The 13,193-nt window shown below is 65.2% G+C and carries 13 protein-coding genes and 2 tRNA genes; 6 read left to right on the top strand and 9 right to left on the bottom strand.

All coding sequences use genetic code 11. From position 1 onward, the window contains the following. Nucleotide 1 precedes the first annotated feature (1 nt). The 7 genes from FQ775_RS08705 to FQ775_RS08675 all read right to left on the bottom strand — a co-directional run bounded on the left by FQ775_RS08705 (nt 2) and on the right by FQ775_RS08675 (nt 5,611). The gene (locus FQ775_RS08705; RefSeq protein ID WP_146301527.1) at nt 2–1,030 is read right to left on the bottom strand and encodes a zinc-binding dehydrogenase; all 1,029 of its coding nucleotides are present in this window, start codon (nt 1,028–1,030) and stop codon (nt 2–4) included. A 35-nt stretch (nt 1,031–1,065) separates the two neighbouring features. After that, nucleotides 1,066–2,331, bottom strand: coding sequence for a beta-ketoacyl-ACP synthase (locus tag FQ775_RS08700; RefSeq protein ID WP_146301526.1), 1,266 nt, complete (start codon nt 2,329–2,331; stop codon nt 1,066–1,068). 20 nt (nt 2,332–2,351) lie between these two features. Then, nucleotides 2,352–3,524: a beta-ketoacyl-ACP synthase gene (locus FQ775_RS08695; protein WP_146301525.1), complete on the bottom strand. Its 1,173-nt coding sequence runs from the start codon at nt 3,522–3,524 to the stop codon at nt 2,352–2,354. Between the two features lie 34 nt (nt 3,525–3,558). Beyond that, nucleotides 3,559–3,837, bottom strand: coding sequence for an acyl carrier protein (locus tag FQ775_RS08690; protein WP_146301524.1), 279 nt, complete (start codon nt 3,835–3,837; stop codon nt 3,559–3,561). A 145-nt stretch (nt 3,838–3,982) separates the two neighbouring features. Next, nucleotides 3,983–5,125 carry a slipin family protein gene (locus FQ775_RS08685; protein WP_146302112.1) on the bottom strand — a complete coding sequence of 381 codons (1,143 nt, stop codon included), beginning with the start codon at nt 5,123–5,125 and terminating at the stop codon, nt 3,983–3,985. Between the two features lie 347 nt (nt 5,126–5,472). After that, a tRNA-Gln gene (locus tag FQ775_RS08680) sits at nt 5,473–5,535 on the bottom strand. A 1-nt stretch (nt 5,536) separates the two neighbouring features. After that, nucleotides 5,537–5,611: transfer RNA gene (locus FQ775_RS08675), tRNA-Arg, on the bottom strand. A gap of 317 nt (nt 5,612–5,928) precedes the next feature. Here FQ775_RS08675 and FQ775_RS08670 point away from each other — a divergent pair. Both FQ775_RS08670 and FQ775_RS08665 read left to right on the top strand, forming a co-directional pair. After that, the gene (locus FQ775_RS08670) at nt 5,929–6,858 is read left to right on the top strand and encodes a PfkB family carbohydrate kinase (protein WP_246730307.1); all 930 of its coding nucleotides are present in this window, start codon (nt 5,929–5,931) and stop codon (nt 6,856–6,858) included. Continuing rightward, complete coding sequence (locus tag FQ775_RS08665; RefSeq protein ID WP_146301523.1) at nt 6,855–7,901, top strand: tagatose 1,6-diphosphate aldolase; 1,047 nt, start codon at nt 6,855–6,857, stop codon at nt 7,899–7,901. Before FQ775_RS08670 ends, FQ775_RS08665 begins: the two co-directional genes overlap by 4 nt. 8 nt (nt 7,902–7,909) lie before the next feature. On the opposite strand, the gene FQ775_RS08660 is transcribed toward FQ775_RS08665, so the two are convergent. After that, nucleotides 7,910–8,464, bottom strand: a complete 555-nt coding sequence (locus tag FQ775_RS08660) for a histidine phosphatase family protein (protein WP_146301522.1) — start codon at nt 8,462–8,464, stop codon at nt 7,910–7,912. 39 nt (nt 8,465–8,503) lie between these two features. Here FQ775_RS08660 and FQ775_RS08655 point away from each other — a divergent pair, with 39 nt between their 5' ends. The 3 genes from FQ775_RS08655 to FQ775_RS08645 are packed head-to-tail and all read left to right on the top strand — an operon-like array spanning nt 8,504 to nt 12,012. After that, nucleotides 8,504–9,919, top strand: a complete 1,416-nt coding sequence (locus FQ775_RS08655) for an L-fucose/L-arabinose isomerase family protein (protein WP_146301521.1) — start codon at nt 8,504–8,506, stop codon at nt 9,917–9,919. Beyond that, entirely contained in the window at nt 9,909–11,009 is a 1,101-nt protein-coding gene (locus FQ775_RS08650) for a Gfo/Idh/MocA family protein (protein WP_256378213.1), read from the top strand. The genes FQ775_RS08655 and FQ775_RS08650 overlap by 11 nt, the downstream gene beginning before the upstream one ends. Before the next feature lie 52 nt (nt 11,010–11,061). Next, nucleotides 11,062–12,012 (top strand): AEC family transporter, encoded by a 951-nt coding sequence (locus FQ775_RS08645; protein WP_146301519.1) that lies wholly within the window; start codon nt 11,062–11,064, stop codon nt 12,010–12,012. 7 nt (nt 12,013–12,019) lie between these two features. Here FQ775_RS08645 and FQ775_RS08640 read toward each other — a convergent pair whose 3' ends face one another. Continuing rightward, the gene (locus FQ775_RS08640) at nt 12,020–12,751 is read right to left on the bottom strand and encodes a GntR family transcriptional regulator (RefSeq protein ID WP_146301518.1); all 732 of its coding nucleotides are present in this window, start codon (nt 12,749–12,751) and stop codon (nt 12,020–12,022) included. 121 nt (nt 12,752–12,872) lie between these two features. On the opposite strand from FQ775_RS08640, the gene FQ775_RS08635 reads away from it, so the two are divergent. Continuing rightward, nucleotides 12,873–13,160 (top strand): UxaA family hydrolase, encoded by a 288-nt coding sequence (locus tag FQ775_RS08635; protein WP_146301517.1) that lies wholly within the window; start codon nt 12,873–12,875, stop codon nt 13,158–13,160. Nucleotides 13,161–13,193: the final 33 nt, after the last annotated feature.

Genomic DNA, 13,193 nt, shown 5'->3' with positions numbered 1-13,193 from the left:
GTCAGGCAACGCGCAGGATGATCTTGCCGAAGACGTCGCGGCTCTCCATGCGTTCGAGCGCGTCGCCGATGCTGTCGAAATCGACTTCCGTGTCGATCACCGGCCGCACGAGGCCGGCAGCCAACTTCTGCATCGCGTCGGCCATGTTCTCCATGCGGCAGCCAAAGGAGCCGAGGAGCTTCAATTGCTGCTGGAAGAGCTGCATCAGGTTCATGCTTGTCGAGACGCCCGATGTCGAGCCGCAGGTCACGAGGCGGCCGCCGCGCTTCAGGCACAGCATGGAGCCGGCCCAGGTGTCGGCGCCGACATGCTCGAAGACGACGTCGACGCCCTTCTTCTTGGTAAGCTTGCGCACAACGCCTTCGAAGCGATCACTGCGGTAGTTGATGACATGGTCGGCACCGAGGGCACGCGCCTTGTCGGCCTTGTCGTCGGATCCGACGGTGGTGATGACGGTGCAGCCCATCCTGCGGGCAAGCTGGATCGCGGCCGAGCCGATGCCGGAGCCGCCGGCATGGACCAGGATGGTCTCGCCCGGCTCGAGCTTTGCATTGTCGAACAGCATGTGTTCGACAGTGCCGAAGGTTACCGGAGCAAGGGCTGCGGCGACATCGTCGACGCCGGGCGGAGCAGGCACCAGAAGCCGCGCCGGCAGATTCATGCGTTCTTGTGCAAAGCCGTCGAGATGGAAGCCGTGAACGCCTGACACGTGCTCGCACAGATTGTCGCGGCCCTCGCGACACGGCCGGCAAAGCCCGCAGGTGCGCGCGCCATAGATCGAGACGAGTTGGCCGGGCGCGAGATTGCCCACGCCCGAACCGACGGCATCGACCACGCCGGAGGCTTCCGCGCCGATGACCAGCGGCATCTTGCGCTTGGCGAAGGCCATGCCGCGCCAGCCCCAGACGTCGATGTGATTGAGCGCCACCACCTTGATCGCGACGGTGACCTCGCCGGCCGCGGGCGGGGGCGGGGGCGGCAGGTCGACCTGTTCGAGCCTGCGATCCTCGACGAGCTGCAATGCGCGCATTTTCTGGCCGATCTTGTTCGCGGAAAGGGGTCCGCTTAGACCGGTTCGCGGGACATGACAAGGCAGGTGTTCTGGCCACCGAAACCGAAGGAGTTCGAAAGGACGCTCGCCACGTCGGCCTCGCGCTTGACGTTCGGCACGACGTCCAGGTCGATCGCCGGGTCGGGATTGTCATAGTTGATGGTCGGCGGAATGACGCCTTCGCGCATGGTCATCAACGAAAAGGCGGCCTCGATCGCGCCGGCGGCCGACAGCGTATGGCCGATCATCGACTTATTGGAAGAGATCGGAATGCTGCGCATGCGCTCGCCGAAAACGGTCGACAGCGACAGATGCTCCATCTTGTCGTTTTCCGGCGTCGAGGTGCCATGGGCGTTGATGTAGGCGATCTCGCCGGCATCCATTCCCGCATCGGCGAGTGCTGCCTTCACCGCCGCGATCGCCGGCGAGCCGTCAGGCTTGGAGCGCGTGCGGTGGAAATCGTCGGCTTTCTCGCCGCAGCCGCTGATCACGCCGAGGATTTCGGCGCCGCGAGCCTTGGCGCTTTCAAGCGATTCCAGCACGAGTGCGGCCGAACCTTCCGAGATGACAAAGCCGTCGCGGTCCTTGGAGAACGGCTTGGAGGCCTTCTCGGGGGGGTCGTTCTGCGTCGACAGCGCCGAAAGCAACGAAAAGCGGATCAGCGCCTCGGCAGTGGCCGAACCGTCGGCGCCGATTGCCAGCGCGCGATCGCATTCGCCGCGCCGGATCGCCTCGACGCCCAGCTGGATCGCCGTGGCGCCGGACGCGCAGGCCGTCGACAGCGTCACCGGCAGGCCGCGCGCGCCGAAAAGGTCGGCAAGCCGTTCGGCAATCACTCCGAATTGGGTTTCTTCGTACGCTTTCGGCGTCTTGTAGTCGCGGGCGACACCGAGCAGGCGCTCGTAGCCTTCCTGCCCGGGCCGTCCGTCGCGATAGAGCTCGAAACGCCGGTGCCAGTCGAGTTCGACAGGCGGCGCGGCCAGGAAAAGCGGTCCGCCGAGATCGTCGCCGATACCGGCTTGCGACAGCGCCTCGCGACCGGCGGTTTCGGCGAGTTCGTCGGTCAACGCGCTGGCGCCGACCTTGCTCGATGGCAGGAAGTCGACCATGCCTGAAATACGGGTGGAAAGCTGATCGACCGGAAAGCGGGTGATAGCGTGAATGCCGGAGCGGCCGGCAGTCAGGGCCTGCCAGTTCTCCGTCTTGCCGACGCCCAGCGCGGTCACCACACCGATGCCGGTGACCACCACCGTTTGCCTGCCGTACCGGTCCTTGCTCATGGCCTGCTCCAGAATCTCGATCAGGCGGGATCGATCCGCGCCACTCCCTCGGCGCGGCGATGCCCCACGGTCGTCACTAGGACGCTGTCGAAGCCATCGACGGCGGACTCATTCGCCGCATCGATGGCCGCAAAGGCCTCTCCCCGGTCGACGGCCATCGCCGCCAGCGCCACCGCAAAGGGAAACTGCGTTTCCTTGAGATGGCCGGTCAAGGAGGAGATGCCGCGGAAGGGCCGGCCGCGCTTGCGCAGCGCTTCAAGTTCCGCCCCGGTGGCAAAGGGTGCGCCCGATGCCGTCGATAGCACCATCGGCTTGCCGCCGTCCGCGGCCTTGTCGACCAGGCCGGCGATGCGTTCGGCGAAGCTTTCCGGATCGCGGCGAGCGCCTTCGCTCGCCACGGCCCCGATCCTGGCGTAGGCGCGCCGGCCGCGCTTTTGCACGTGGGCGCGCGATTCGATGACGAGAAAGGCGGCGCCGGAGCCGGTGATGATGCCGCCATCCTCGCCACGCGACCAGACAGGCGTCCAGTCGCCACGATGCAGCAGGCCACCGAGTTCGTAGGCCAGCAGATAGTCGGGATGCTCGGTCTGATAGGCGGACCCGACGAGCAGATGCGAGGACTGGCCGGATCGGATGCGGGCGACGGCTGTCTCCAGCGCCGAGATGCCGGCGCCTTCCTCGCCCATGAAGGTGCGCGAAGAGCCGGTTACCTTGTGCACGATCGAGATGTTGCCGGCGAGCAGGTTGGAAAGCTGCGCCAGGAACAGGGTCGGGCGGAGCTCCGTCGTCAGCTTCTCGTTGAGCAGCACGTCCTGATCGTTGCGTGAAAGCGACGCCTCCAGGATGGCGGCGTCGACGCCGGCGTCGCGTTCACCGCCGCCGGCGGCCACGATCATGTCCATGGTCGCGCACAGCGCCTCATCGTCCTTGACGCCGGCGTCGTCGAGCGCCAGGCCGGCCGCGTAGGTGCCGAGCCGCTGCCAGGTTTCCATCTGGCGCTGGTCGCCGCGCTTGGGAATCTGGGCGCCCCAGTCGATCTCCGGCAGCGGATGCACGGTGTAGGGAGGAAAGCGTTCGCGGTCGATGACCGGCCGCGGCGAGGGAGCCGTCAGGGCCGACCAGTGCGCGTCCTTGCCTTCGCCAAGGCAGGAGACGATGCCGATCCCGGTGATGACAGCGTCGAGGTCGCTCATGCCGGTCGCGCTACGTTGGAGGCGGTATCGCCCGTCACGCCTTTTCGGCGACGAGGCTGTCGATCTTGGCGCACAGGTTCTTCATGACGAAATATTCCTCGGTCGGAACCTTGCCGTCATTGACCTCCTGCGTCCACTTCTCGAGCGGGATCTTGATGCCGAATTCCTTGTCGATCGCGAACACGATGTCGAGGAAGTCGAGGCTGTCGATGCCGAGATCGTCGATGGTGTGGCTTTCGGCGGTGATGGTGTCGCGGTCGATCTCGCTCGTCTCGGCGATGATGTCGGCGACTCGGTCGAAGGTTGAGGGCACGTCTTTTTCCTCGGAGGATCGCAGGGCAATGTCGGTCGGGGTGTCTAGTCTGTTTTTGGACCGAGGGGAAGGGCGAAATCCAGCCCCATGACGCGGAAAGGGCGGCCTTTCGACCGCCCTTTCACATGGTTTCGGGCCGTGCGGCTCAGTCGTCGCGCAGCCGGACAAGGTCGTTCATGAGGCCGCCGGTACCGTTGTGGACCGTAAGCCGCTCGACCTTGCCGGCGATCGCCTCGAGCGTCTCCAGCTCCTTGAGGCGCAGCATGACCGGGTTCTCGGCCATCACCTTCGCCGTGTTGAGGAGCGAACGCGTCGCGTTCGTCTCTTCGCGACGGCGGATGACATTGGCCTCGGCCTGCTTCTCGGCGGCCACGACCTGATTGAGGATGTCGCGCATCTCGCCCGGCAGGATCACGTCCTTGAGGGCGATATCGAACACCTCGATGCCGATCGCGGCCATGTCGGCGCGCACCTTCGCCGCGGCGTCCTCATCGACCGAGACCTTCTTTTCGAGGATCTGGTCGAGCGTCATGGCGCCGAGCGTCTTGCGGAAGGCAAGCTGCAGGGCACGGTAGAGCGCCTCGGCGAAATCCTTCACCGCGGTCACCGCCTTGACCGGGTCGACGACCTGATACTCGGCGGCGATGTTGACGCGGATGGTCACGCGATCACGGGTCAGGAGTTCCTGGCCCGCAACGTCGAGCGACTGACGCTTCAGGTCGACAACCTTGACTTGGACCATCTTGCCGACGTTCCAGAAGGCATGGACGCCCGGCTCGAGCGTTCCGGCGAGCGTGCCGTCGACGAAGAGCAGGCCGGCCTGGCCGTCCACCACAGGGTGTACAGTCATCAGTTCGGCCTTCCTCGCCTGACCGAGCCGGCGCATCAGCGCCGGGTCGACCGCAAGGTTTTCGCTAGCATCGACGCGGGTCGACGTCCACGGACCGGCATCGGTCCAGACGGTCAGACGCCGGTCCGGCGCCAGTGCGGCAAAGACCTGGCCGTCGCGTTCGACCACCTCGACCTCGTTACGGCCGGTACGGAATACCGTCAGCTGACGTGCCGCCTCATCCGGGAGCCTGTCGAAGATCGCCTTCTCGATGTTCGAGCTGAAAACCGGGTTCGTCAGGTCGTGACGGATGGTCTCCAGGCGTCCGCGCCGGTTCGGCAGCATGTGCTCGCCCGGTTCGAGGATGGCCAGGATCGCGCCCTTGTAGAGGGCGACCACACGTTCGTTTTCCTTCACGAGGACGCGCTGGCGCCCAAGAATTGTCTCGAGAATGCTCATCATCTTTGTGCTCCTTCGTCGGCATGGCTAAATCATGCTGCGATGTTCCTTTCCGTCGTTTCGTTCACTTTCAGGCTTCCCGGCAAAATGACCCGGGGACCGGTGGCATCGGCGCGAAGCGGGCACGCGGGAGCGGGCCGTTCGACATCCGGGCGGGCGTGCGACGCCATGGCGCTGCTTGCCGACCCGGATGCGTCCCGGCCTTCACCGCTGGCCGGCCGCACGCAGATGGCATCCGGTTTCCACCGCGCTTCCTTGCCCGCAGGCTCGGTCGTGTGGCTTCCGCCTTCCGCCTTCCGCATTCCGGTCCCCGGGCCGTCGTTTCGGTGGACACCTTAGGAGGGTGTTGGAGGGGGATTCGAACCCCCGCCGTCAGAGCCAAAGTCTGATGCTCTACCACTGAGCTATCCATGGAGCAGATAACGGGAATCGAACCCGCGACCTCCCGGCCAGATGCCGGGCGCTCTACCACTGAGCCATATCCGCGACCCCGATTTCCGGTACGGCGTCCGCATACAGCGCTGGCAGAGCCGCCTGCACGGGCGGAGGCGAAAGCTCCGGCCGCTGACATCCGAACCGGTTCGACGACCGGGAGCGCGCCAATAGCCCCTGCGGCGGGATGTCGCAAGCGGCAATTTCGTGCCCACATTGGGGCGCACGATTGATGTGGCATTTACGCAACGTCAGGTGATAGCGACGTGCCATAGAGAAAGCGGTTCTCCGGTTAGGCGGACGGCCCTTCAGCAGCGGGTCGAAGTTCACTCTTGTATCTTATATAAGACTTGCTAGGTTGGCGTCGCCGCATGGCCGAAACCCCTGAACCGAAACCGCGCGACATGACCAGGATCCTGATTGCCGGCGTCGCCGTGGTCGACATCGTGATGTCTATCGACGAATTGCCGCGAAAGGCCGAAAAATTCCGTGCGCGCGATGCCGCCATCGTCGGGGGCGGTTGCGCCGCAAACGCGGCGGCCGCGGTGGCGCGTCTGGGAGGGGAAGCGCTGCTTGCCGCGCGCGTCGGCCGCGATCCGATCGGGGAGATGATCGTCGCGGGTCTGGAAGCGGAAGGGGTGGATTGTGCACGGGTGCGGCGGCTGGAAGAGGGGCGTTCCTCCTTCTCCTCGGTCTATGTCGATGCCACAGGTGAACGCCAGATCGTCAATTTTCGCGACATGCAACTGAGCTTTGATGCCGGCTGGCTGGAAAACGATATTCCTGGCGATGTCGACGCCATCCTGGCCGACACGCGCTGGCCGCAGGGCGCGGCGGTGGCGATGCAGGCCGCGCGGCGCCTTGGTGTTCCCGGTATCATGGACGCCGAGGCACCGGTGCGCGAAGCCGGTGAGGCATTGGCGCGGGCGTCGCATATTGCGTTCTCGGCCCAGGGACTGCGCGATTTCACAGCAATCGATGATCTTGACGAGGCCCTCGAAGCGGCCGAGCGCGAGACCGGCGCCTGGGTCGGCTACACCAACGGGGCGAAGGGTGTGAGCTTTCGAAACGGTGGTGAAGCCCATCGCATCCCCGCTTTCAAGGTCGATATCGTCGATACGCTTGGTGCTGGAGATGTCTGGCACGGCGCGTTTGCGCTGGCGCTCGGCGAAGGCGAGACGGAGATGGCTGCAATCCGCTTCGCCAACGCCGTCGCCGCCATCAAATGCACCCGTTTCGGCGGGCGCGCGGGAACGCCCGGACGCGACGAGGTGGCAGAGTTCCTGAGGAAGGCCGCATGATCGAACTTTCACCCGGAAAGCTCTGGGGGCTGAGGCGCATGGCTGACGCCGGCGGGCGCTTCAAGATGACAGCCGTTGACCAGCGTCCGCCGATCAAGAACCCGATCGCCAAGCATTACGGGCTCGCCGAGGCGCCTTATGACGATGTCGGGCGCTTCAAGGCGCTGCTGGTCGAGACATTGCAGGCGGAATCGTCAGCGATGCTGCTCGATCCGCATTATGCGATCCCGCGCGGCTTGCGATTCCTGTCGCCGCAGAAGGGGTTGATCGTTACGCTCGAGGATTCGAACTTTCGTGAGACCGATGACGGTCGCCTGTCGTCGGAAATCGACGACTGGTCAGTCGAAAAGATCCGCCGAATGGGCGGCGATGCCGTGAAGGTGCTCGCCTGGTACCGGCCGGATGCCGGCGAGGCGGTGAAACAGCATCAGCGAGACTTCGCAAAGAGAATCGGGGAAGCCTGCCAGCGCTTTGATATTCCATTTGTTTTCGAGCTTCTCGTCTATCCACTTGCCGCCGATCAACACCAGACCAAGGACTATGTCGAACTGAAGGGCAAGAAAGCCGACGACGTGTTGAAGTCGGTCGAGACCTTCGCGGCGCCCGACTACGGCGTCGATCTCTTCAAGCTCGAAAGCCCGGTCAACGCCGACGATGTGCCGGGCGTCGAAGGGCAGAACGCCGGGGAGGTGCAGGCGCTTTTCGACGAGATGGGGCGGCTTGCCGGGCGGCCGTGGGTGATGCTGTCGGCCGGCGCCGGCAAGGCGGCGTTCGAGCGGATATTGGCCCACGCCTACCGGGCCGGGGCTTCAGGCTATCTGGCCGGGCGCGCCATCTGGCTGGAAGCGTTTTCGCGTTTTCCGGACTGGACGGCGATGCGCGCCGGCCTTGAAGGCGAGGCGATCGGCTACATGCGCCGGCTCAACGACCTCACCGACGCGGGCGCCACACCGTGGCATGAACACGTCGCTTACGGGCCGGAAGGCGCGCATTTCGTACCGGCCGACCAGCGCTTCCGGCATGTCTATCAGGGAATGTCGTGATGGGCCGCCTAGTTGAATACGATGCGGCCAAGCACCACCAGGCTTTCCTCGTCAGGCGCGACGATCAGTGCCTCGCCCTCGCGTGCCGAGCGCCCGGTCAGCGCCTTGATATTGGCCAGGTCGGTAACGAGCACCATGTTGCCGGATCCGCCATAGGCGCGCACGGCCTCGACGGTCTCGAGCAGCGACGCCCTGGCCGCGACCTCGTCTTCCGGCGGCGGGTCGAGCGGCACAAATTCCTCCACCGCGCCAGTGCCAAAGGCAAGGCGGGCCGTATCCAGCGCCCGGCACAGGCGGCTCGAAAGCACCTTTTCGACCGGCGCGCCGCGCGCCGCGATCAGCGAGCCGATGCGCCGTGCCTGATGTCGGCCTCGTTCGGAAAGATTGCGCTGGGTGTTGCATTTCTCGATGTCGAAATTGGGCGGCTCGACGGTGCCCAGCGCATAGGCGTGGCGCAGCAGGACGACTTGGCCGCCGCCGCGAAGCAGCGCCCAGCCGGCCTCCGTCGCCGGGGCGGGTGCGGCAAGCAAGGTCGCGGCGAGAATGATGAAGGTGCGAAGCATGCGTCTTCCTGTGTGAGACCTTGGATATAGGGATACGGGATGGGAAGCAAAGTCAAAGGAGCGAATGAAGGCGTGGTCGGCATCCTGCCGCTGGCCCGGCCGACATTCGACGTCGGCTTTGCCGAAGAGCGGCTTGAGGCGATGCTGGCCGTGCTGGATCGCGTTGGATGGCAGATTGCCGGTCCGCGGTCGCTGCTTTTCGACGCCGAGGCGACGCGGGCGGCGATTGCCGACCTGCAGGCGCGCCAACCCGCGCATATCCTCATCCTCCAGGTGACCTTCACCGACGCCGCCATGACGAGCGAGGCGGCGAAGGCCTTCGACCAGGCGCTGTCGATCTGGGCGATCCCCGAGCCGCGCAAGGGCGGCAGGCTGCGGCTCAATTCCTTTTGCGGGCTGAATCTCGCCGCTCATGCCCTGGGTCTCGTCGGACGCGACTTCGGTTACCTTTATGCCGATCCGGCGGCGCCGGACATCGACGACAACCTTGCCGAACTGCTCTCCGGACGGCGGCGGGCGCTGCCGATCGCCACACGCGCGGCCACGGGCGATGATCCGCGCGGGGTCGCCGCTGCCCGTTCTCTCAAAGGTGTGCGTATCGCCCGCATCGGACGCCACCCTGACGGTTTCGACACCTGCGCCTACGATCCCGGCAGGATCGCCGACCTCGCCGACGTCCATGTCGACGAGCTTGAACTGGCGGCGATGTTCGATGGCGGCCGGGGCGCAGACGCCGCGGAGGTGGCGGCGTTGCGCGCGACCGCGTCGGGGCGACTGGCCAAGCTCGACGCTGTCGATCAGGAGCAACTCGACCGTTCGCTGCGGCTGAAGCTCGCGCTTGACGGGATCAGGCGTGCTGGCGGCTATGACGCCTTCGCGATCCGCTGCTGGCCCGAAACCTTTACAGAATACGGTGGCGCGGTCTGCGGTCCGGTGGCGATGTTGGGCGAGGCGAAGACGCCCTGCGCCTGCGAGGCCGACGTCTACGGTGCGCTGTCGAGCCTGCTGTTGCAGAGGGTCGCCGACGCGCCGGCGTTCCTGACCGACCTTGTTGACCTCGACGGGGAAGACGACACGGGCGTGGTCTGGCATTGCGGTCAGGCGCCACTTTCGATGGCCGACCCGGATTTTGCCGCCGAGGCCACGATCCACACCAACCGCAAGATGCCGCTGCTCTATCAGTTCCCGCTCAAGCCGGGGCGGGTCACCTTCTTCCGCATCAGCCAGGCGCGTGGGGAGACGGTCGCTGTCATCGGCGGCGGCGAGATGCTGAAACGACCGATGGCGTTCACCGGCACCTCCGGGGTCGTGCGCTTCGATACGCCGGCCAAAGACATGCTCGATCGCGTCATGGGCGCGGCGCTCGAGCATCACATGGCGCTCGCCTATGGAGACCACCGCGATGCTCTCGGAGCCGCAGCCAAGACCCTCGGCATCCCCGTCCTTGACCTCTGAATCTCGTCCAGCGACGGTGCGCTACGCCATTATCGGCGCAGGGATGATGGGCCGCGAACACATGCGCAATATCGGCCTTCTCGACGGCGCCGAGATTGTCGCGATCGCCGATCCAAATGCCGAGAGCCGGGCGGGCGTGTCTCAAGCAGGCTTTGCTGGCGTGCAGTTTCCCGACCACAGGGAATTGCTGAGTGCCGGCGGGTTCGACTGCGTGGTCATCGCCAGCCCCAATGACACCCACGCGGCGATCCTGCGCGACGTCCTCGTTGCGGGAAAGCCGGTGCTTGTCGAAAAACCGCTCTGCGCGACCGTCGAAGATTGCCACGACATCCTGCGCATTGCGGAAACGGCGAAGGCGCCGGCTTGGGTGGCGATGGAATATCGCTACATGCCGCCGGTCGAGCGGCTGATTTCGCGCCTGCAGGCAGGCGACGCGGGACGGCTGCGCATGATCGCGATCCGCGAGCATCGCTATCCGTTCCTGGACAAGGTCGATGACTGGAACCGTTTCGCCGTTCGTACCGGCGGTACGCTGGTCGAAAAATGCTGCCATTTCTTCGATCTGATGCGGCTGATGGCGGGCGGCGAGGCGGTACGCGTCTACGCTTCGGGCGCCATGGACGTGAACTTCGTCGGCGAGAGCTATGATGGCCGTGCCGCCGATATCCTCGACAATGCCTTCGTCGTCGTCGATTTCGACAATGGCGTGCGCGCGATGCTCGACCTGTGCATGTTCGCGGAAGGCTCGTACTGGCAGGAACAGATCGCGGCAACCGGCGACCTCGCGCGCGTCGAGGCCTTCGTGCCTGGTCCCGCGCGGTTTTCCCCGGATGGGCGCGAGCGCCTTTCCGAGATTGTCTTTTCGCCTCGCGCCAGCAAGGTGCCGGTCCGCGAGGAGATCCATGTCGACGCCGACATCCTTGCGGCCGGCGATCATCACGGCTCGACCTTCTTCCAGCACCGAAAGTTCCTCGACATGGTGCGCAATGGCGGAAATCCCGAGGTTTCGCTCGAAGACGGGATGCGCGCGGTGATGATCGGCGCAGCAGCCGAGGAAAGTGCCAGGACCGGGCGGGCGGTCGAGTTGTGACATCGGTCAGCGATGCCTTGCCGGTACGCTGCGGCTCGCCTATCAGGCGTTGATGTCTCCCCAGGTCGAAGCCGTCCTTTTCATCTTCGGGCTCGTTGCCGTCGGCTATCTCGCCGGCATCACCGGCTATCTGAAGGCGGAGGCTGGCGACGCGTTGGCCGAATTCGCGGTGTCGGTGGCGCTTCCGCTGCTCCTGTTCCGCACCATGCAGAGCGCGGATTTCCACGGTGCGGCGCCCTGGTCGCTGTGGGGCACCTATTTCGCGTCGGTCGCCGTCGCCTGGACGCTGGGCCATCTCGTCACCACCCGCGTTTTCGGCCGTGACGCGCGCGCCGGCGTCGTTGGAGGTGTGTCGGCCTCCTTCTCCAACACGGTGCTGCTCGGTATCCCGCTGGTGCTGGGCGTCTTTGGCCAGAAGGGGTTCGAGATCCTCGCCCTGATCGTTTCGGTGCATCTCGCAGTGATGATGGCGGCCTCGATCATTATCTTCGCCATCCTCGACGGCAGCGGCGAGGGTGGCGTGCAGCCACTGGCCCTGGCGAAGGACTTTGTGGCCAAGCTGGTGCGCAACCCGCTGTTGATCGGCATCGCCGTCGGACTAACCTTCCGCCTTGCAGGGCTTGAACTGCCGGCGCTCGGGGTTCGTTTCGTCGATGCGCTCGCGGGCATCGCCGGGCCGCTGGCGCTGTTTTCGATCGGGCTCTCGATGCGCCGTTACGGCATTTCGGGGAACGTCAGGGCGGGGATGGCGCTTGCCGGCCTCAAGCTTCTGGTGATGCCGGCGGTAACACTGGCGCTGGCGCTTCTGTTCGGCCTGTCGCCGCTCGCCGCCCAGGTCGCTGTGATCACGGCGTCACTGCCGACCGGCGTCAACGCCTACCTGATCGCGGTGCAGTTCGGCACCGGCCACGCCATTTCCACCAATGCGATGATGATCGCCACGTCGAGCGCGGTGCTCACGGCCTCGTTCTGGCTGTTCGTGCTGCAGGTCGTGTTCGGCTGAAACGCGTTCATCGCAGTTCCGACGTGTAGTGCGTGGTACGGGTGAGACAGCGCGAGACACGCAGTTCAACCGGCTTGTTCTCCAGATCGTAGGCGATCCGCGTGATCTCGAGTAGCGGATCGCCCCTGGCGCAGCGAAGACGCGCGGCGTCACCGGCGGTCGCTCCTACCGCCTTCAGCCTTTCGCTGGCGCGCGCGATGGTGATGCCCCAACGCTGCGAATAGAGCCCGTAGACGTTGTTGGGAATCTGAGGAAGATCGCCGAAGCCCGGGAAACGGTCGGCGGGCAGCCGGATCGTCTCGACCAGCACCGGCTCGTCGCGGATGGCGCGCACCCGCTCGAAGCGCCAGAGATCGTCGCCTTCCCTGATACCGAGGGCCTCGGCTTCCGTGCCCTCGGCGACAGACCTCGCGCTGGTCAAAACGCGCGAGTCCGGAAACGTGGTCTCGCCGCTGTCTGGGACGATCCGGAAGAACTGGAACAGGATGCGGCTTTCCTCGGGGCTGGCGACGAACGTGCCGCGGCCCTGGCGCCGGATCAGCAGGTTTTCCGTTGTCATGGCGTCGAGCGCCTTGCGGATGGTGCCCTGGCTGACGCCGACCTGGCGCGCAAGCTCCATCTCGGAGGGGATGAGCTGACCGGGCTGCCATTCGCCATCGATCATCCGGCGGACCAGCTGGTCCTTCACCTGCACATAAAGGGGCTTGTAGGCGAATGCTGCCGGGGCGCTTTCGTTCATCGCCGAATCCCTGTTTCGGACCGGGTTTTTCTAGCCAGTCGCGATTGACTTTGCCAGATTTTTATATCTTATGTCTTATATAAGACTTCATCCGCCAGATGTCCGACTACCGGGGGACCGCATGCCGATTCCGCAGCTTCTCGTGCACGACCGCAAGGACAATGTCGGTGTGGTAGTGGTCGAGGGGCTTAAGGCCGGAACCCGTATGCTCGCGGTCGTCACGGAGGACGATTCCAGCTTCGAGATCGAGGCCAGGGACGACGTCCCGATCGGTCACAAGGTGGCACTCAGTGACCTCAGCAACGGCGATACGGCAATCAAATACGGCGAGGATATCGGGCGTTTCGTCGCCGACGTGGGCAAAGGGGGACATGTCCACGTCCACAATCTGAAGACGAAACGCTGGTAAGCCCGGGGCGCGCGGCGCGTTAAGCGCGCCCCG

Source organism: Nitratireductor mangrovi (genome assembly GCF_007922615.2).
GTDB classification, from domain to species: Bacteria; Pseudomonadota; Alphaproteobacteria; order Rhizobiales; family Rhizobiaceae; genus Mangrovimarina; species Mangrovimarina mangrovi.
This window is presented reverse-complemented; position numbering and strand designations above follow the sequence as displayed.

What these genes read in the sequence shown, in the direction of transcription:
- FQ775_RS08705 (WP_146301527.1), bottom strand. Translation starts at nt 1,030, where the DNA reads ATGCGCGCATTGCAGCTCGTCGAGGATCGCAGGCTCGAACAGGTCGAC.
- FQ775_RS08700 (WP_146301526.1), bottom strand. Translation starts at nt 2,331, where the DNA reads ATGAGCAAGGACCGGTACGGCAGGCAAACGGTGGTGGTCACCGGCATC.
- FQ775_RS08695 (WP_146301525.1), bottom strand. Translation starts at nt 3,524, where the DNA reads ATGAGCGACCTCGACGCTGTCATCACCGGGATCGGCATCGTCTCCTGC.
- FQ775_RS08685 (WP_146302112.1), bottom strand. Translation starts at nt 5,125, where the DNA reads ATGAGCATTCTCGAGACAATTCTTGGGCGCCAGCGCGTCCTCGTGAAG.
- FQ775_RS08670 (WP_246730307.1), top strand. Translation starts at nt 5,929, where the DNA reads ATGGCCGAAACCCCTGAACCGAAACCGCGCGACATGACCAGGATCCTG.
- FQ775_RS08665 (WP_146301523.1), top strand. Translation starts at nt 6,855, where the DNA reads ATGATCGAACTTTCACCCGGAAAGCTCTGGGGGCTGAGGCGCATGGCT.
- FQ775_RS08660 (WP_146301522.1), bottom strand. Translation starts at nt 8,464, where the DNA reads ATGCTTCGCACCTTCATCATTCTCGCCGCGACCTTGCTTGCCGCACCC.
- FQ775_RS08655 (WP_146301521.1), top strand. Translation starts at nt 8,504, where the DNA reads ATGGGAAGCAAAGTCAAAGGAGCGAATGAAGGCGTGGTCGGCATCCTG.
- FQ775_RS08645 (WP_146301519.1), top strand. Translation starts at nt 11,062, where the DNA reads ATGTCTCCCCAGGTCGAAGCCGTCCTTTTCATCTTCGGGCTCGTTGCC.
- FQ775_RS08640 (WP_146301518.1), bottom strand. Translation starts at nt 12,751, where the DNA reads ATGAACGAAAGCGCCCCGGCAGCATTCGCCTACAAGCCCCTTTATGTG.
- FQ775_RS08635 (WP_146301517.1), top strand. Translation starts at nt 12,873, where the DNA reads ATGCCGATTCCGCAGCTTCTCGTGCACGACCGCAAGGACAATGTCGGT.